Below are 16,436 nucleotides of genomic sequence, written 5' to 3' on the forward strand. Positions count from 1 at the left end.
CAGTTCCCAGTCCCTTCTCAAACTGTAACAAAATTTGTAACGGCAGCATCATTTTTGCCTCTACCCGTTTAGATTGGTGACACATATTCGGGAAATCTCTGATTTTAGGGGCAATGTTGCTGAAAGATATACGAGATTATCAAATTTTATTTCTTTCCTTATTCCTAATTTTAGGAATTGGTACAAGAGATTGGACACTACAACCAGAGTTGATTGTAGTTGCGATCGCTACCTGTGTATCAACGCAATGGCTTTTGTCATTAGTCAACAGTTGTAGAGACACGATATATCGCGTCTCTACCAGTCAAGAGTTATTAGCAAATGACACAGGGCAAAAGACGAATATTCGTAGTGCGTTGATTACTGCATTAGGACTCAGCTTGCTTTTACGAGCTGATGATTGGACGACGATGGCTTTAGCGGGATTTGTGGCGATCGCGAGTAAATTTGTCTTCAAAGTTGGCGATAAACATGTCTTCAATCCCGCCAACGCTGGTATCATTTGTGCTTTATTACTAACCCCCGATGCTTGGGTTTCACCAGGACAATGGGGTGATGATTGGTGGTATGGGCTGTTATTTGCCGGCACAGGTGGCATGATTCTCAAGCGAGTCGGACGTTGGGATACAACAGCCGCTTTTTTGCTTACATACGCTTTTATGGAAGCAATTCGCAATATGATGTTGGGCTGGACTTGGGATGTTTACTGGCATCGATTGATGAGTGGATCGTTAGTGCTATTTGCCCTATTTATGGTAACAGACCCCCGGTCAATTCCCAATGCTCAAATTGGGCGTGTGATTTGGGCAATGTGCATTGCGATATTAACTTTTATTCTGCGGAATTATTTCTTTGTTTCCACCGCAGTTTTTTGGGCATTGTTTGCCCTTGCACCTTTAACTATCCTGCTAGATACCTTGTGGAAAGCACCGCGATTTTCCTGGTTAAGAGTTAGTGGTTAGTAGTTAGTGGTTAGTTGTTGTTAGTTAGTGGTTAGTGGTTAGTAGTTAGTGGTTATATCAACCATCAACCATCAACCATCAACTATGAACCATCAACCAACAACCATCAACCATCAACCATCAACCAACAACTATCAACTATCAACCATCAACTATCAACCAACAACCAACAACTAACAACTAACATGAAACCTTTTCGATTATTAATTTCTTTACTACTAACATTTGTTGCGGTATTTTGTTTTACGCCGGCGGCATGGGCATTTTGTGGATTTTATGTTGCGAAAGCTGATGCAAAGCTGTATAACAAAGCTTCTCAGGTAGCGATCGCACGATCAGGCGATCGCACTGTCCTAACGATGGCAAATGACTTTCAGGGTGAAGTTAAAGATTTTGCAATTGTTATACCTGTACCGACAGTGTTGAAAAAAGAGCAAGTGCGTGTTGCCGAACCGAAAATCATCGAGCGTTTAGATGCTTTTAGCGCACCACGATTGGTAGAATATTTCGACTCAGACCCCTGCACACCAGTTTACGAAGAAAATAGGGTATTACCTGCACCATCAGCAGCACCAAGAAGTCGAGTAGGAAATGCTAGGGGTGCTGACAATTTAGGTGTGACTATAGAAGCGCGTTTTAACGTTGGTGAATACGACATTTTAATCCTCAGCGCCAAAGAATCGGGCGGACTGGAAACTTGGCTGAACCGCAACGGTTATAAAATTCCTAGAGGGGCAAAACAGCTACTTCAGCCTTACATTCGTTCTTCAATGAAATTCTTTGTTGCTAAAGTCAACTTGAATAAATTTGAGAAATCTGGCTATCAGTTTCTGCGTCCTTTGCAAATTTATTACACTTCACCTAAATTCATGTTGCCAATTCGTTTGGGCATGATTAATGCCACAAGCGAACAAGATTTAATTGTCTACATTTTATCGCCCAAAGGACAAGCAGAAATCACCAATTACCGCACAGTGAAAGTTCCCTCTGGTGACAATATTCCCTTATTTGTCAAAGATGAATTTAGCAACTTTTATAAATCCATGTTCCAAACTTCTTACATCAAAGAAGATAGAAAAGTGGCATTTTTAGAATATGCTTGGGATATGAGTAATTGCGATCCTTGTTCTGCCGAACCTCTTAGCCAACAGGAACTTAAGCAAGCGGGTGTATTTTGGTTAGATAATGATTTTGGGGTAAACGCACCTGCACCCCGTGGCTTTCGTCCACCAAGCCCTTCTAGTAGCGTTTTCATTTCTCGTTTGCATGTCCGCTACACTCGCGACAAATTCCCGGAAGATTTGATGTTTCACGAAACTTCTAACCGCGAATCTTTTCAAGGACGTTACATTTTGCAACACCCATTTACAGGTCGAGTTACATGTTCTGCGGGAAGAGAATATAAACGTTCTTTGGGCAAGCGTTTTGAAAAAGAAGCGCAAACTCTTGCGAAATTAACTAACTGGAATATTCAAGACATTCGCCAAAAAATGAAACTTGTGGGTCAGGTAAGTACTTCTTGGTGGCAAAATCTCTTCTCTTGGCTGGGGTTAGGGTAACTGGTTACGCAAAATTATTTGATTTTTCAACCTCCTAACCCATTGTAGGCTCAGACATAAAGTCACATGTGATGTCATCTTCGGGTTGCTAAAGGCTAATTCTTCAAAGCAATTAACCTGAAAAAATAAGATCCCCGACTTCTTTAAAGATATCGAGGCACGAATCCGAGATGATACCCCTTATATAACGATTTTTCGTCATTCCACACGATTGTAGAGACGTTCCACCGGAACGTCTCTACAAGGTTTTTTGGTAAAATAAATCAAAATTCAACTAATCAGGTAAAAACTCTTGATTTAAACATTCATCCGCAGTCAAAAAAGACTCTACAGGAAAAGTATCAAGAGTTAACCCAGTTTCTAAAGCTGCTAGCTGACGCGCATCTTGATAACATTCCATAAAGTTTTCCGCAAAATACTTTTTCAAACTTGGGCTATCTTGCAAACATTTATTTAATCTGCGCCGATGTTCAAAGATAGTAGAAAGCCAACTGTTAGAACATTTTTCGGGTTGATACTTATATTTCAGGAGGTGCATTAATAAAACTACTAAATTGCTTTCTAAAGCTCTTTTTTCGCTTCTCCCCATACTTTCGATTTCTTCAATCAAATTCGCTAAATCAACTTCAGCAAACTTACCTTTTTTTAACTGTTTAGCAGTCGTTTCTATCCACAGATAAAAATCTTGCTCGTAAAGACTTGAGTTAGTAAAAGCTGTTGGTTGAGGTGCTGTCATTTTCACAAACCCCAAAAATCTATACAAATAATATTATCTCGTTTTTACTGTTCCTTAGCAACCTAAAGTAAAACGGTATTTATATACAGCAGATTGCGTTGTTATTAAATACACGTAGAGACGTAGCAATGCTACGTCTGTGAGCGGGTTTTGGGTTTTAGGCATGTACCTCCTGCAACCTGAAATTTGCTGTAATAGTAGCAAAACGACAAATCGCGTGAGGTACATAATTTTAGTGAATTGGTATGAGTATGCATTCCCAAGCTGGAGCCTGGGAACGAGTTAAGAAGAAACGAATTAAAAATCAAAGCCTCTCCTCCACAGGAGGAGAAGTTTGGAGAGGAGTCAATCAAAACCTCCTCTGAATAGATTACAAATTACTTGGTATTGTCTTAAATCTCTTTTGGGAACCCAGCGAATAATCTTGTAATTTAAAATCGGCAAAAGGCTTATTGTCTAACCTATCTCTTAACGCTTCATCTAAAATTACACCTTCTGATTGTTTCTTCACACCAATAATAATAATACTTCTTTGATAAGCTGTTGAATCTTGATTTGCTTGACAATCAGTCCGCTGAAATTGTCCCATATTTAACAACCGATAACCTTCCACACTTCTGGTCTTGCTAAATATTTTCTTAACTAAAAGTTGTAATTTCTGAGAACGTTCAAAAGCTCTTTTTTCTTCTACCTCTACATTGCCTTCACAAGAAGCTGTGCCGACAGAGATAATTTCGCTGGGATTTTCCATGATTCTCTGAATTCCTTCTTCTTCTAAATTAGACTTTAAAGAATCCAGATTAATCAGTTCGTCGTTATATTTAACTTGATAATTACTGCCAAGTTGCCATTTATATTCTACTGATAAAACCGCAACGTTAAATTCCGCAACTCTACCTTGACTATCTTTACCTTCTTCATAAGGAAAGTAATCAACTTTGCCTTTTTTTTCTGGTGCTTGCCCGTAATCTTCAGGTAAAGAAGCTAATTTAGAAGAACGAGTTGCTAAGGCTACTAAACCTAATAATCCTAACGATACCAGCAACGCGGCAAATAATGCTAATAAAGGAACTTTTTCCGGCTGCTTTTCTGGCTGGGGTGGTAAAGTCGTCGTAGTTGGTTGCGGTAAAAAGGCGGTTTTTGGACTTCCCACAATATTTACAGTTGCAATAGTTCCTGTTAATTGTTGTTCAATTGCCTCCAACTGTTTTATAATATCCTGAGCGGTAGCTGGACGCTGATTTACATCCCGCACCATCAGCGAATCAATCAAATTCAACAGTAAACGTGAGATTTGCATCGCATGATTTTGCCAATGCAATACATTATGATGGCTGTCGTACATCTCCAAAGGATGATACCCTGTCAGCAAAAATACAAAGGTGCGTCCTAAGGCATAAAAATCTGATTGCGCTACAGCTTGAGCGCTTATTTGTTCTGGTGCGCTGTAGCCAGATGACATAATTGCTGTAATTCCTCCACCACCGCTGCTGATTTTGGCTAAGTAGGTTCTAGTAACTTCTCTGGCTGTACCAAAGTCAATTAACACTAACTGCCCATCAGGACGAATCATGATGTTAGATGGTTTTATATCTCGATGCAGATACTGTTTCCCATGTACCAGAGCTAAAATTTCTAACAACTGTTTTAACCAGGCTACAGTTTGTTCTTGAGAAATCGGTTTATTTTGCTGCTGTTTTAGCCACTGTTCTAAGTTGGAACCTTCAATTTTTTCCATAACAATGCAGTGCAATACCAAGCCATTTCTGGTCTGATATTGAAAGTAACCATCAACTTTAGGTATACCCGGATGATTCAAATTTCCTAGCACTGCTGCTTCTTGCTGAAATAGTTCTACTACTTTCGCATCATTTGATAAATCCTCTTTGAGTACTTTAAGGATTTTCGGTGTGTCTTGTTCGTATGCGTCATAAACTTTGCCAAAACCAGTTTTGTCACTCAAAAGACGCAACACCCGATAGCGTTTTAACAACTCAAGTTGGGAACCACAACTTTGACAAAAGCGGTTCTCATCGTTGTCTGGGTGGTTCGGTTTCGGGCAAACTGGATTAATACAAAAGCTCATGAATGTGGTTTCGCTCCAAGTAAAAGATTAATTTATAATATTTTTAGATCGTAGTGGGCACTGAAGTGCCCAAGATAAGCGCTCTCATCGCTTACTACGAATTTTTTAAGAAAGCTGCTACGGTCGAGTTGAATGCTTGACTTTCTGTCAAAAATGCCCAGTGATTACCGGGAACTTGGCAGATGCGTAAGTTTGTTAGATAAGTTTTGTAGGGTTTAAGTTGCCATTGTTGACGATTAACACCTTTTTCTGGTTGGATAAAGAGAGTTGAGGTATTAATTGTAACTGTTAATCCAGGAACTCGCATGACTTCTTCAAAAATGCGATCGCGTGCAGCTATTGTAAATTTACTACCCCAACTACCATCGGCTTTTTCTTCGATTCCAGCTTGAAAGACTTGCTGCTGTAAAGAATTCCAATCCTGATATTCACTTAACTGACGCGCTTGCATCTCGGCTTGTTCTAAACTAGCAAATGGTCCCATTCCTTTGAGAAATGGCAAGACACCATACAACAACGGAAATGTCACTTTGAAGAAACTGGGTATTTTCCAAATAAAAATCGGATCAACAAGAATCATACTCCGCAAACGTGCTGGATTTTGCTTTGCCCAAATGCAAGCTAATTTACCACTCCAAGAATGCGCTACGACATGAGCAGATTTCCATCCCAACCGATCCATCAGTGCTTCTAAGTCAGCGATCGCGCTCTCAAAAGTATAATCTGTCTCAGGCTTACTACTTTCACCATGACCGCGCATATCTGGAGCAACTATATGGTATTCTGCCGCTAGGTAATCTCCTAAGCTTGACCAAACAACCGCATTGTCAGCTAAACCATGTAATAGCAGCAACGGTTCTTTACCTTGATTCCACTCTAAGTAAGATACTTGGATATCAGATAAGAATAAACTTTGACGTATAGGCATCATTGCATCACTTGTGAAGAAGGGGAAGGGGGGAAAGCGATCGCACATTCATGAATGAGTGCAAGGGTATATTCTACACATTTTGATAATAATCGCTAAAATAGATTTAGTCGTAATGACTTCGACTTGCATTTAAAAAGATGCTATTGAATCTATATTAGGATGTTGGTTTATGGTGAGAATTGTTGGCATTGCAGGTAGTTTAAGACCGGACTCTTACAGCCAAATGGCTTTACAATTAGCAGCGCAAAGAGTAGAAGCGCTAGGTGCAGAAGTCGAAATTTTAGACTTAAGGCAGATGAAATTACCTTTTTGCGACGGGGGAAAAGAATATCCAGATTACCCCGACGTAAAACGGATGCAGGATGCTGTCACTTCTGCTGATGGATTAATTTTAGCAACACCAGAATATCACGGCAGCGTCAGTGGTGTGTTGAAAAATGCACTAGATTTAATGAGCTTCGATCAGTTCTCTGGTAAGGTAGCGGGATTAATTAGCGTCTTAGGGGGACAACCTAACAGCAACGCTTTAAATGATATGAGATTAATTCTCAGATGGGTTCATGCTTGGTGTATACCTGAACAGGTAGCGATCGGACAAGTTTGGAAAGCTTTCAACGCTGAAGGTAAGTTACTAGATGAGAAACTTTCTCAGCGATTTGACGAATTTGCCCAAAGTTTAGTTGAGAATACCCGGAAATTGCGAGGAATCAGTTAGGGAAAGGGAAGACAAGGAGACAAGGAGACAAGGAGAAATTTCTTCCCCTGCTTCCCCTGCTCCCCCTGCTCCCCCTGCTCCCCCTGCTCCCCCATCTCCCCCATCTCCCCCATCTCCCTAATGGTGGTGATGATGTCCAGCTAGTTGGGGGTTAACTGCTGTCGCTTCCTCTGATAAGAGTTCAGCGATATGAGCATTTGCCCATTGTGCTGCCACTGCTAAGAATTGAGGATCGTCGTTGACGCAAGCCATTTGTACGTAGCTTACACCTGAATGTTTTTTCTCTAGGTCATGAATAATGTGGTGCACATCCAAGAGAGTTTCGTGATTTTCTGTCGCAAAGCCAATTGGCATAAATACTATCACCTTCGCACCCAATTGGATGAGGTTTTTTGCCGCTTGTTCAGCGTTTGGTTGAGTCCAATCAATTAAAGGTGTGTCATGGTTGAGCCAACCTACGGAGATGAGAGGATAGCGGTTAATTAGCTTATCACGTACTAAGTCGTAAAGTATCTGACTTTCGGTAATCCCGGAGGTGAAACCTTTCGCTTTGTGGGGACAACCGTGATTCATCAACACAATACCGATTTGAGAAGGTAGGTAAGCGTTAGCCAAATCAGCGTTAATTTTTTCTTCTACCAGATGAGCCATCAAATCGATGTAAGCTGGTTCGTTGTAGAAAGAAGGAATGTAACGCTGTGCTTTAACCCAGTGTTCTTCACCATCAGGGATTTGGGAAAGAGCATTGTTAACTTGCTCGATCGCTATGCCGCTGGTAAAGATAGAATCAACTACCAGCAATGGGTAAATTAGTAGTTTATCGAAGCCTGCTTCACGAATTTCGGTTAAAACTTGGTCGGGGAGAAAGGGAGCGCAGAAGTTGAAAGCTTTGAAAACTTGAACGCGATCGCCCCATTTTTCTTGTAAATTTTTCTCAATGCCAGCCCGTTGCTTTTCAAAGATGGCGTTATGTGGGGAAATAAAATCATGATGCGTGTGTCCCCATTCATGGCGATCGAATAATGCTAAAAGACGTGCCAGAGGAGGATAAATCCAGGTTGGTACTGGTGCAAATTTTGCTGTCAGTAGATTTAAAGCTTGTTCGTTATAGTTAGCGAAGTCTTCATAACTTTCGACTTCACCATAACCCATAAGCAATACAGCTACTCGTTCTTGACTTGATAGATGCTCGTGTGTATGATCCAGCTTTTCCGGGGTAGCAACCACGATTGAATTCCTCAATGTAACCATTTAATATCTAAGGGATTTTATTTTTCCCTTACTCGTATTTTACTATCCCATCCAGGGGGATAGCACCTACGTGGAGTTAAAAATTCCAAATATTAAATCTAGAAGTGCGGTTTAATACGTTTAGTTTGGCTAAAAACCTAAGGTTTTTAGATATTTGGGTAAGTAAAAAATGTTATAATGTCGAATAAAAAAGCACTAGTACTGCAAGGCGGAAGTCACGCATTCACGCACTCAAAAAGCTACACGAACAAAACCTGCCTAGGTGAGCTAAAAACGTTAACTTTTCCTAGTCCATGATTAGGCGGACTTTGTACGCAGAACGCCTCAGCCTTCGGTGGGTGTTGGGTAGTAATATTAAAATACGTCCTAATCAATAAATGTTATGTGTAAAAAAGCTACTTTAAATGACGAGCATAATTATTTGCCCTGGAATTCATGAGCCAGCCTTAACAGAAAACTTTATTTCGGGAGGGTTAGAGATTTATTCTCAAACTAAAGAAAAAACAGTGAATATACTGAAAGTGCCCACTGATGGTTTTTCGGCGTTATCAGGATTTCATATATTACAGGTTTTAAGACATCGCCTGGGCGATCGCACTAAATCGCCAGTTATATTCATCAGCTTTAGTGCAGGTGTCGTTGGGGCAATAGCCGCAGCGTATTCGTGGCAAATGTTAGGTGGTAACATCAAAGCATTTATTGCTATTGATGGATGGGGAGTACCTCTTTTGGGCAGTTTCCCGATTCACAGGATGAGTCATGATTATCTCACCCACTGGAGTTCTAAAATATTGGGAAGTGGGCAAGATAACTTTTATGCAGATCCACCAGTAGAGCATTTATCGATGTGGCGATCGCCCCCAACTATCCAAGGCAGATGGGTAGACTTATCTAATAATGAAGTTTCCCCACGTAAAAGTCACCTGACTGCGGCAGAATTTTTACAGATCCTTTTAAAGCGTTATCAATAAAAATAGTCCGGAAAAAAGAGTAGGCAAACAGGAGTGAGAAATAGGGCATTGAGAATTGGGCATGGGGCATGGGGCATGGGGCATGGGGCATGGGGCAAAATTTCTCTTCCTCATCTTTCCCCATCCCCAGAGGAGTTGACGGCAGGTGAGGGCAGTTGCTCCACTTGTCGAGCCACCCCGCAACGCAGTAGCGTGAGACTCCAAGACCCTTCGGGTTCGCCAGTCCCCCATCGTGACGGAGACCCTTACGGGTTCGGCAGTTCCTCCACTTGGGGAAACCCCAAGACCGCACTGCCTCCCCAATGCCCCATGCCCAATGCCCCATGCCCAATGCCCAATGCCCCATCTACCGTAGTCCTTACCCCAAATCTCTAATGTTCCCAACTGAACCTGCGGCTGTTAATAACGGGTTTGGCGCCCTTCTCAAAAATCGTGCTTTTATGCTTTTGTGGATTGGGCAACTAGTATCCCAATTAGCAGACAAGGTTTTCTTCGTTTTGATGATTGCCCTGCTGGAATACTACCCATCTCCTGGGTTGGCGCAAAACTCCAAATACTCAACTTTGATGGTAGCGTTTACAATACCAGCAATTTTGTTCGGTTCTGCTGGCGGCATTTTTGTCGATCGCTTTCCTAAAAAGCTAATCATGGTTGGTTCTGATGTGGTACGCGGTATATTGACGCTGTGTCTGCCGTTTTTGCCACGAGAGTTTCTCATTTTATTAATAGTCACTTTTGCCATCTCGACTGTCACGCAATTTTTTGCCCCAGCCGAACAAGCTGTCATTCCTTTAATTGTGCGTCGAGAGAATTTGTTAGCAGCTAATGCGCTGTTTAGCAGTACAATGATGAGCGCTTTAATTGTTGGCTTTGCAGTTGGAGAGCCGATGTTGAGTTTGGCGAAAGATTTCTTGGGAGAAAGATATGGTCAAGAGCTTGTAGTCGGCGCATTGTACGTGTTATCGGCTATAATCATGCAGCCGATTAACTTTAAAGAGAACAAAGCAACAGACGACACTGAGGCGGTAATTCACCCTTGGACTGACTTTAAACAGGGGTTGCGCTACCTGAAGAAAAACCGTTTAGTGTTGAATGCCATGTTGCAACTTGTAACATTATATTGCGTATTTGCAGCTTTAATGGTATTGAGCATTAGATTAGCGGCGGAATTTGGTTTGAAAGAGAAACAATTTGGTTTTTTCTTAGCAGCTGCTGGAGTTGGTATGGTCTTGGGTGCAGCGATTTTGGGTAACTGGGGCGAAAAATTACATGGCAAGCCTTTACCTTTAATTGGTTTTTTGATCATGGCGCTGGTTTTAGGCTTGTTTAGTTTTATCCACCATTTAGCGCTGGCTTTAGGACTGTGTGCAATGCTTGGTATTGGTGCTTCTTTAATTGGTGTGCCGATGCAAACGCTAATTCAACAGCAAACTCCGCCAACAATGCTTGGTAAAGTATTTGGCTTTCAAAATCATGCTGTGAATATTGCCCTTTCTGTACCCTTAGCGATTACAGGTCCGATAACTGATGCTTTCGGCTTGCGAATTGTGCTGGTAGGGATGAGTATTGTTGTTGCTGGTGTCGGTGTTTGGGCTTGGCAAAATACCCGCCGGGTGTTGGAAGATGTAATTTAGATTTAAGGGACTGGGGATTAGAAAAAAATTCTATACTTTTGGTATATGACTTACGCCCAGAGAAATATTTGTTCGATGCTGAGTAGCCTCAATAGCTTTTGTAATGCACTTGAACTTAGTCATAAAAAACTAAACTACGAGCGCTCTCTGGGTTAACAAAGATAATATTACAGCGATCGCCTGCAATAAATGAAACAAAATTTTTTGTTGCTTTTTGATACTCCGATGGTTCCAAGGGAAAGTTGAGTTCCTGAAACGTAAATCCGTAAATGTGGCGATTGATCGCACCTGAAATATTTTCTATCAAAGATTTATTGCAAAATTTGTGAGAGCATGATTTTTATGCATTCAGTCTTCTTAATTTCATGCCGACAAACGATTCCGAATTGCAAACCCAAGCGAGGATAATCTTGGATGCGATCGCTTTTACACCCTTCGAGCAATGTCAGCCTTTAAGCCGTGAATTCAACCATATTCCCCCTCGTCCTGGTATTTATGCAATTAGACACAAAACAGACGGTTTGCTTTATATCGGTAAAACCAAGAGTTTGCGGAGTCGTTTTAGTGGGGGACATAAGGCTTTTTTGTGGGCATGGCTCGATAAGTACAATGATGAAGATATTCGTATTGCAATGCAGCCAATTCTTACTGGGAAAACCCTGGGTTACTATTAGACTTCTCCGGAAAAGAAAAAAGACCCCGCTTCCATTCCTCTCCCCGTTTCGGGGAGAGGCTTTAAAACCCCCCTTCCCTCGTAGGGAAGGGGGGAAGGGGGGTTAGGATTGTGCGTAAATTTGCGGTCTCTAAAACTTTTCCGGAGAAATCTATTGGAGTTAGAAGCAATTATTCTCAGGGCTACCGAACCTCCTTACAACGTCCAAATCCCACCCGAAAGGTGAATTTATGCAGGCTAAAAGTAAAGAGCAACTGACAAGTACCGATGCCTAAGTTATTTTAGGGCTTTTACCCGATGGCATTCGAGAAGCTTTAATTGTCCGTGCTGCCGAAATTGAGTATCCAGTTGAAGCGGTTATTGAAATGGCGATCGCCAGTTTTCTCGATACGGAAGCATTAGGTTTTGCTGATTGTAAACCGGGAAGAGGTAATTAAGCTCAAATCGATGCTGTGATTGAGTTCATTAGGTAGTCCGAAGTAAACGCAGCTATCTGTATAGAATAGATATGAAATTCTGACAATGGGTAAATGTTACGAAGACTGAGAGTCATATTTTCATGGAATTAACAGATAATTTCATGTTAATTATTTGTAGCTCTGTTGTCAAACTCAATTTTTTGTATAATACAACACTTAATTCAACAGCGAGTAGAACGGGCAAAAGATTTACTAAAGCGATCGCAACTCACCATTACAGCGATCGCGTTAGATTGCGGCTTTGCCAATCAGAGTCATTTTGCCAAGTGTTTTCGCAAACATACAGGGATGAATCCCAAAAAATTTTGCCATTAATAGCAAGATTTTGCTCAAAATTGTTAGAAAATTCTGACTTATACATTGATATTAAATATTACATACTATGATTAATTTGTACAGTGCATAAATTGTAAAACAGTATTGATTGATTGATTTATTCATCGTCATCATCTACATCATCTAATAGTTGTTCGGGATGACGTAACCTTTTTTGTGAACCATGACGAACTCGATGAATGCGAACAATTCCTTCGTCTTCTTCTGAAGTCTCACTAACAGTAAACAAAATACGAAATTGCTGTTTGTATAGTAGCTGTCGTACTTCTATGCCCATGTACTCACTTTCTGGTGACATGGGACAACGATTAGGAAATTTTTCCAATGTCAGCATAATTTCGTAGCACCCTCTGACCCATCGATGGGCTGTATCTACAGAATACTCACGCATCCAGAGAAATATTTGTTCGATATCAGCCAACGCAGTCGGCGAAATTTCAACTTTGTATATCATATTTTGTTCGCAGCTGCTCGAATGCTTCGTCTAGGGGGATACCTAAACCAAGCTCAAATTCCTCAAGACTTTTGCGAATTCCTGCGCTTGTCTCTAACAGTTCTAGCCTGTCTAGCAAGTCCTGATAGCTTTGAGCATCTTGGACAACTACAGATGCTTTGCCGTTAACAGTAAGGATAATAGGTTCTTTTGTTCCCCTAAGCTTTTCTAAAAAGGCTTTAGCACCTCGTTGAAATTCTGACAATGGGTAAATGTTACGAACGCTGAGAGTCATATTTTCAAATAATTAACAGATAATTTTATGTTAATTATTTGTAGCACTGTTGTCAAAGTCAATTTTTTGTGTAAATTTTTATTCAAGACAAAAGCTATTAGCCCAGAAGCATGGACTGCGATCGCTACTATTGCAGTAGCGGTAATTGGTGGTATCTTTACCATAACTAATACGATAGTAACTAATACGGTAAACAAAACATCACCTAGTCCATCATCTTCTCCTTCAGCCACTCCTTCTGTATCTCCATCCTCTGCACCTACTCCCGTTCCAACATCTCTTTCTTCCGTATCGCTACGAGTATCGAATGCGTTCTTGGGGAAATGGTCGGGTGTAGCCAAAGAGCCTTTAGGAAAGTCGTTTCGCATCAATCTTGAGATTCAGCGAAATTGCAGCTTAAACGAGAAATGTGGTTATATCAGTGTTCCTGATGTTCCCTGTTATGGCGAAATTTCTCTGCATCAAGTCAGCAGTGACGATTACGAGTTTGACGTTAGTAATTTTGATAGTAGAAGCAATTTCAAAATTTGCACACCTGTAGCAGGAGAGCATTTTCATTTGCTCTCAGATGGCAAACTTGCTTACAAAGCTACTTATACCATTTCTGTGTGAAGCTGCGCCTAATGAGTGCCCACGCAGGTGGGCTTTGTACGTGTAGCCGCGAGTTTACTCGTCGGGTTATTAAGCGCAGCCTCATAAAGAATTGGTATTACTCTAATGCCCAGGGGATTTTAAAAAAAGTAGAATAAGTTGAGTTGTAATTTCCTAAGAAAATAACCCTCAAGGGTACTGTTAAAAACCCAGAGATTTGCCATCGTAAAAATAGCAAATCATCAATTTAATCTTTAACTACAAATACTAGAATTCCTTAGGAGTGCATAATTTATGAGTTCGATACATCCTTCAGAAAATACAATTGCTAGTTTGGAAACAATCTTGGATTCCATAAAAACAGGCAATTACGAACTTTTCCTCACAGTTGGCGATGCGGACTACAAAACAGGGATTAGCAAAGAAATGTTTGACTCGGTTAGCTCTCAGCTTGCACCACGAATGCCAGAGGGGTATAACATTACTTACTTCGGTAATCTGAAACAGGGTAAATATCAAATTTATTTGTGGAAACTTAGTTTCGCTGATGGTGGAGATGAATTTGTCGCCCGGATGGCTACGAATGGAAACAAGGTAAGTGGAATTCTAATTACATAGGATAACAGTAAATTTTCATAGTAAATTTATCTCAATTTGGTGTAGCTGTCATCATAATTATCGGTAAAGATTAATGATGGATCACAACATACATAGCACAACCGAATTAAAATTATCCAAACCCTCTCTCTAGAACAGATTCAAATAGCGATGCTCTGGCAGAGCCGCTAGGCGATAAATCTAAGGTTAGCGATCGCACTTTATAAATCTCTGGGTTTTCACATTATTGGCAAATGCTACTCCGGTTACTAGAAATAGATAACTTACTTCTAGGTGAAAGTGATGACAATAAATACCAAAATAGAAAATTATGTCCGTGCTGCCAAATTAGATGATGTCTGTAATGCAGGCAGATTAGTTGTTGCTCTTGCCGGACATACACTATTGCTAATCAGTTTGGATGACAAAATTTATGCCGTGGATAATCGCTGTCCCCACATGGGTTTTCCCCTGAGTCGGGGGACTGTGAAAGATTGTATTCTCACCTGCGATTGGCACTACGCTCGCTTTGATTTAATGAGTGGGGGAACCTTCGACTCTTGGGCTGATGATTTACCAGCTTTCCCTGTGCAAATCCGTAATGGCGAGGTGTGGGTTGATTTAGGGACTCATGCAGATGTGTTAACTCACCACCGTCAACGTCTCCAGGATGGCTTAGAAAAAGGGATTTCTTTAGTAATTGGCAAATCTGTCATTGCCCTGTTGGATAAGAAAATTAACCCTACTGAACCGTTTTGGATGGGGTTGGATTTTGGGGTGTGTTATCGGCAAAGTGGTTGGGATACGGGTTTGACAATCCACACTTGTATGATGAACCTATTGCCCTATCTTGATGCGGAAGACAAACCCCGTGCCATTTATCATGGTTTAGCGGCAGTCACTAGGGATTCTAACAATCAACCACCCCGGTTCCCCATTCAACCCCTACCCGACTCGGACAATCCAGAAAAACTGCCCATCCTGGAAAATTGGTTTCGTCAGTTTATTGAGGTGAGAGATGCAGAAGGTGCAGAACGCTGTTTGGCATCGGCAATCCGTGGGGGTGCATCCCAACAGCAAATTGCCCAGATGCTATTTACTGTAGTTACTGATCATCGCTATCTGGATGTTGGTCATACTCTGGATTTCACCAATAAAGCTTTAGAAGCTTTGGATGTAACAGGTTGGCAAAATGCCGAAATCGTTTTAACTAGTTTAGTTGCTGGCTACGCAAAAGCTGCTCGCATGGAGGAATCTAGATCTTGGCGTTCCCCTGTGGATTTGGTAGCAATTTTACACCAGGCTTTTGAGGAATTGCCGAGTGCTTTGACTGAGGGGAAAAGTAAACGGGGAACTTGGGACGATCGCGACCAACTCATACCAATATTACTAAGTGACAATGCCCAAGCGATCGCCAATTCTCTACTTACTGCCCTGGGTCAAGGATGTTCCGAGGAAGAGTTAGCGGGAATTGTTGCCTATGCAGCCGCTTTGCGGATTGCCCAATTTAGTACCAACAATGATTTTGGCGATTGGGATAGTGCCCATCACACCTTTACCTTTGCTAATGCCGTCCATCAAGGACTGCGACGGGTAACATCACCAGAACTATTGCGAGGAGTGTTTGATGCAGCAATGAGCGTATATCTCGATCGCTTTCTCAATGTACCTGCTGCTCGTCTCCCCAAACCAGATAAAACTGTGGAAAATCCGGAAGAATTATTACGGGAATTGCCAGATTTACTCGATAGACAGCAGCAAGTAAATCGGGTTGGGGAATTAGTCGGTTGCTATCTCTACAGTGGGGGTGAACCACAACTGCTCTTGGCGATGTTAGGTAAATTATTGTTGCGCGAAGACCGTCAATTTCACGTTATTCAGGAGATTGAAGCCGCTTTTCGTCAATACTCCCTATTGAATAACACACCTGCTGGGATTAATGTCTTAGTCGCCGCATCCCGATATTTAGCAGCTCATGCACCCACTATGCGATCCCAAGGACAAACTTATCAAATGGCTTACAGATTGCATCGAGGCGATCGCTTGTTTGAGGATGCTGTCTGAAATAGTACCAATGCCCCTTGCCCAATGCCCATTACCCAATTTTCATTATCGTTTCTTGACAAATATATTCAGCTTTTCTATTAAAATGAATTCTTAACTACAGTATTTAAACATCAAGTTAGT

18 protein-coding genes are annotated in these 16,436 nt (G+C 41.3%); 11 read left to right on the forward strand and 7 right to left on the reverse strand.

What is annotated here, in order from left to right; genetic code table 11:
• The first annotated feature begins 113 nt into the window (after positions 1-113).
• Complete coding sequence (locus tag TOL9009_RS0126000; protein ID WP_029635925.1) at positions 114-962, forward strand: RnfABCDGE type electron transport complex subunit D; 849 nt, start codon at positions 114-116, stop codon at positions 960-962.
• Positions 963-1,147: 185 nt separating this feature from the next.
• A complete protein-coding gene (locus TOL9009_RS0126005; RefSeq protein WP_029635926.1) occupies positions 1,148-2,521 on the forward strand; it encodes a DUF2330 domain-containing protein in 1,374 nt (457 codons plus the stop codon).
• 274 nt (positions 2,522-2,795) lie between these two features.
• Here TOL9009_RS0126005 and TOL9009_RS0126010 read toward each other — a convergent pair whose 3' ends face one another.
• The 3 genes from TOL9009_RS0126010 to TOL9009_RS0126020 all read right to left on the reverse strand — a co-directional run bounded on the left by TOL9009_RS0126010 (position 2,796) and on the right by TOL9009_RS0126020 (position 6,271).
• Complete coding sequence (locus TOL9009_RS0126010; protein ID WP_029635928.1) at positions 2,796-3,257, reverse strand: DUF29 domain-containing protein; 462 nt, start codon at positions 3,255-3,257, stop codon at positions 2,796-2,798.
• A 370-nt stretch (positions 3,258-3,627) separates the two neighbouring features.
• Positions 3,628-5,343 carry a serine/threonine protein kinase gene (locus tag TOL9009_RS0126015; protein WP_029635930.1) on the reverse strand — a complete coding sequence of 572 codons (1,716 nt, stop codon included), beginning with the start codon at positions 5,341-5,343 and terminating at the stop codon, positions 3,628-3,630.
• 94 nt (positions 5,344-5,437) lie between these two features.
• Positions 5,438-6,271, reverse strand: coding sequence for an alpha/beta fold hydrolase (locus TOL9009_RS0126020; RefSeq protein WP_029635932.1), 834 nt, complete (start codon positions 6,269-6,271; stop codon positions 5,438-5,440).
• Positions 6,272-6,443: 172 nt separating this feature from the next.
• Here TOL9009_RS0126020 and TOL9009_RS0126025 point away from each other — a divergent pair, with 172 nt between their 5' ends.
• On the forward strand, positions 6,444-6,989 hold the full coding sequence (locus TOL9009_RS0126025; protein ID WP_029635934.1) for an NADPH-dependent FMN reductase: 546 nt from the start codon (positions 6,444-6,446) through the stop codon (positions 6,987-6,989).
• A gap of 117 nt (positions 6,990-7,106) precedes the next feature.
• Here TOL9009_RS0126025 and TOL9009_RS0126035 read toward each other — a convergent pair whose 3' ends face one another.
• On the reverse strand, positions 7,107-8,216 hold the full coding sequence (locus TOL9009_RS0126035; RefSeq protein WP_029635936.1) for a ferrochelatase: 1,110 nt from the start codon (positions 8,214-8,216) through the stop codon (positions 7,107-7,109).
• Between the two features lie 428 nt (positions 8,217-8,644).
• Here TOL9009_RS0126035 and TOL9009_RS0126040 point away from each other — a divergent pair, with 428 nt between their 5' ends.
• Genes TOL9009_RS0126040 through TOL9009_RS0126045 form a run of 3 tightly spaced genes read left to right on the forward strand, consistent with a single transcriptional unit; the run spans position 8,645 to position 10,845 of the window.
• Positions 8,645-9,211: a hypothetical protein gene (locus TOL9009_RS0126040; RefSeq protein WP_029635938.1), complete on the forward strand. Its 567-nt coding sequence runs from the start codon at positions 8,645-8,647 to the stop codon at positions 9,209-9,211.
• A gap of 48 nt (positions 9,212-9,259) precedes the next feature.
• Positions 9,260-9,586: a hypothetical protein gene (locus TOL9009_RS47770; protein ID WP_186227651.1), complete on the forward strand. Its 327-nt coding sequence runs from the start codon at positions 9,260-9,262 to the stop codon at positions 9,584-9,586.
• Complete coding sequence (locus TOL9009_RS0126045) at positions 9,586-10,845, forward strand: MFS transporter (RefSeq protein WP_029635940.1); 1,260 nt, start codon at positions 9,586-9,588, stop codon at positions 10,843-10,845. Before TOL9009_RS47770 ends, TOL9009_RS0126045 begins: the two co-directional genes overlap by 1 nt.
• 115 nt (positions 10,846-10,960) lie before the next feature.
• Here TOL9009_RS0126045 and TOL9009_RS0126050 read toward each other — a convergent pair whose 3' ends face one another.
• The gene (locus TOL9009_RS0126050; protein ID WP_029635942.1) at positions 10,961-11,152 is read right to left on the reverse strand and encodes a hypothetical protein; all 192 of its coding nucleotides are present in this window, start codon (positions 11,150-11,152) and stop codon (positions 10,961-10,963) included.
• Positions 11,153-11,210: 58 nt separating this feature from the next.
• Here TOL9009_RS0126050 and TOL9009_RS40510 point away from each other — a divergent pair, with 58 nt between their 5' ends.
• Positions 11,211-11,519 (forward strand): GIY-YIG nuclease family protein, encoded by a 309-nt coding sequence (locus tag TOL9009_RS40510; RefSeq protein ID WP_186227652.1) that lies wholly within the window; start codon positions 11,211-11,213, stop codon positions 11,517-11,519.
• 601 nt (positions 11,520-12,120) lie between these two features.
• Positions 12,121-12,312 carry a helix-turn-helix transcriptional regulator gene (locus tag TOL9009_RS43870; protein WP_242055664.1) on the forward strand — a complete coding sequence of 64 codons (192 nt, stop codon included), beginning with the start codon at positions 12,121-12,123 and terminating at the stop codon, positions 12,310-12,312.
• 118 nt (positions 12,313-12,430) lie between these two features.
• On the opposite strand, the gene TOL9009_RS0126065 is transcribed toward TOL9009_RS43870, so the two are convergent.
• Both TOL9009_RS0126065 and TOL9009_RS0126070 read right to left on the reverse strand, forming a co-directional pair.
• A complete protein-coding gene (locus TOL9009_RS0126065) occupies positions 12,431-12,787 on the reverse strand; it encodes a type II toxin-antitoxin system RelE/ParE family toxin (RefSeq protein WP_029635944.1) in 357 nt (118 codons plus the stop codon).
• Positions 12,771-13,061 (reverse strand): type II toxin-antitoxin system Phd/YefM family antitoxin, encoded by a 291-nt coding sequence (locus TOL9009_RS0126070; RefSeq protein WP_029635946.1) that lies wholly within the window; start codon positions 13,059-13,061, stop codon positions 12,771-12,773. Before TOL9009_RS0126070 ends, TOL9009_RS0126065 begins: the two co-directional genes overlap by 17 nt.
• 27 nt (positions 13,062-13,088) lie before the next feature.
• On the opposite strand from TOL9009_RS0126070, the gene TOL9009_RS46205 reads away from it, so the two are divergent.
• From TOL9009_RS46205 to TOL9009_RS0126085, 3 genes are all read left to right on the forward strand, one after another.
• The gene (locus TOL9009_RS46205; protein ID WP_144238342.1) at positions 13,089-13,673 is read left to right on the forward strand and encodes a hypothetical protein; all 585 of its coding nucleotides are present in this window, start codon (positions 13,089-13,091) and stop codon (positions 13,671-13,673) included.
• A gap of 273 nt (positions 13,674-13,946) precedes the next feature.
• Positions 13,947-14,270, forward strand: a complete 324-nt coding sequence (locus tag TOL9009_RS0126080) for a hypothetical protein (RefSeq protein WP_029635950.1) — start codon at positions 13,947-13,949, stop codon at positions 14,268-14,270.
• Between the two features lie 282 nt (positions 14,271-14,552).
• Positions 14,553-16,313 (forward strand): Rieske (2Fe-2S) protein, encoded by a 1,761-nt coding sequence (locus TOL9009_RS0126085; protein ID WP_038296592.1) that lies wholly within the window; start codon positions 14,553-14,555, stop codon positions 16,311-16,313.
• The last annotated feature ends 123 nt before the right edge of the window (positions 16,314-16,436 follow it).

Source organism: [Scytonema hofmanni] UTEX 2349, from assembly GCF_000582685.1.
Lineage (GTDB): Bacteria > Cyanobacteriota > Cyanobacteriia > Cyanobacteriales > Nostocaceae > Hassallia > Hassallia hofmanni.

Bases quoted from the DNA above. Each gene is read 5' to 3' on its own strand.
- TOL9009_RS0126020 (WP_029635932.1), bottom strand. From the start codon at position 6,271: ATGCCTATACGTCAAAGTTTATTCTTATCTGATATCCAAGTATCTTAC.
- TOL9009_RS0126080 (WP_029635950.1), top strand. From the start codon at position 13,947: ATGAGTTCGATACATCCTTCAGAAAATACAATTGCTAGTTTGGAAACA.
- TOL9009_RS0126065 (WP_029635944.1), bottom strand. From the start codon at position 12,787: ATGATATACAAAGTTGAAATTTCGCCGACTGCGTTGGCTGATATCGAA.
- TOL9009_RS0126015 (WP_029635930.1), bottom strand. From the start codon at position 5,343: ATGAGCTTTTGTATTAATCCAGTTTGCCCGAAACCGAACCACCCAGAC.
- TOL9009_RS0126025 (WP_029635934.1), top strand. From the start codon at position 6,444: ATGGTGAGAATTGTTGGCATTGCAGGTAGTTTAAGACCGGACTCTTAC.
- TOL9009_RS0126045 (WP_029635940.1), top strand. From the start codon at position 9,586: ATGTTCCCAACTGAACCTGCGGCTGTTAATAACGGGTTTGGCGCCCTT.
- TOL9009_RS46205 (WP_144238342.1), top strand. From the start codon at position 13,089: ATGTTAATTATTTGTAGCACTGTTGTCAAAGTCAATTTTTTGTGTAAA.
- TOL9009_RS0126005 (WP_029635926.1), top strand. From the start codon at position 1,148: ATGAAACCTTTTCGATTATTAATTTCTTTACTACTAACATTTGTTGCG.
- TOL9009_RS0126085 (WP_038296592.1), top strand. From the start codon at position 14,553: ATGACAATAAATACCAAAATAGAAAATTATGTCCGTGCTGCCAAATTA.
- TOL9009_RS0126040 (WP_029635938.1), top strand. From the start codon at position 8,645: ATGACGAGCATAATTATTTGCCCTGGAATTCATGAGCCAGCCTTAACA.
- TOL9009_RS0126070 (WP_029635946.1), bottom strand. From the start codon at position 13,061: ATGACTCTCAGCGTTCGTAACATTTACCCATTGTCAGAATTTCAACGA.
- TOL9009_RS0126010 (WP_029635928.1), bottom strand. From the start codon at position 3,257: ATGACAGCACCTCAACCAACAGCTTTTACTAACTCAAGTCTTTACGAG.
- TOL9009_RS0126000 (WP_029635925.1), top strand. From the start codon at position 114: ATGTTGCTGAAAGATATACGAGATTATCAAATTTTATTTCTTTCCTTA.
- TOL9009_RS40510 (WP_186227652.1), top strand. From the start codon at position 11,211: ATGCCGACAAACGATTCCGAATTGCAAACCCAAGCGAGGATAATCTTG.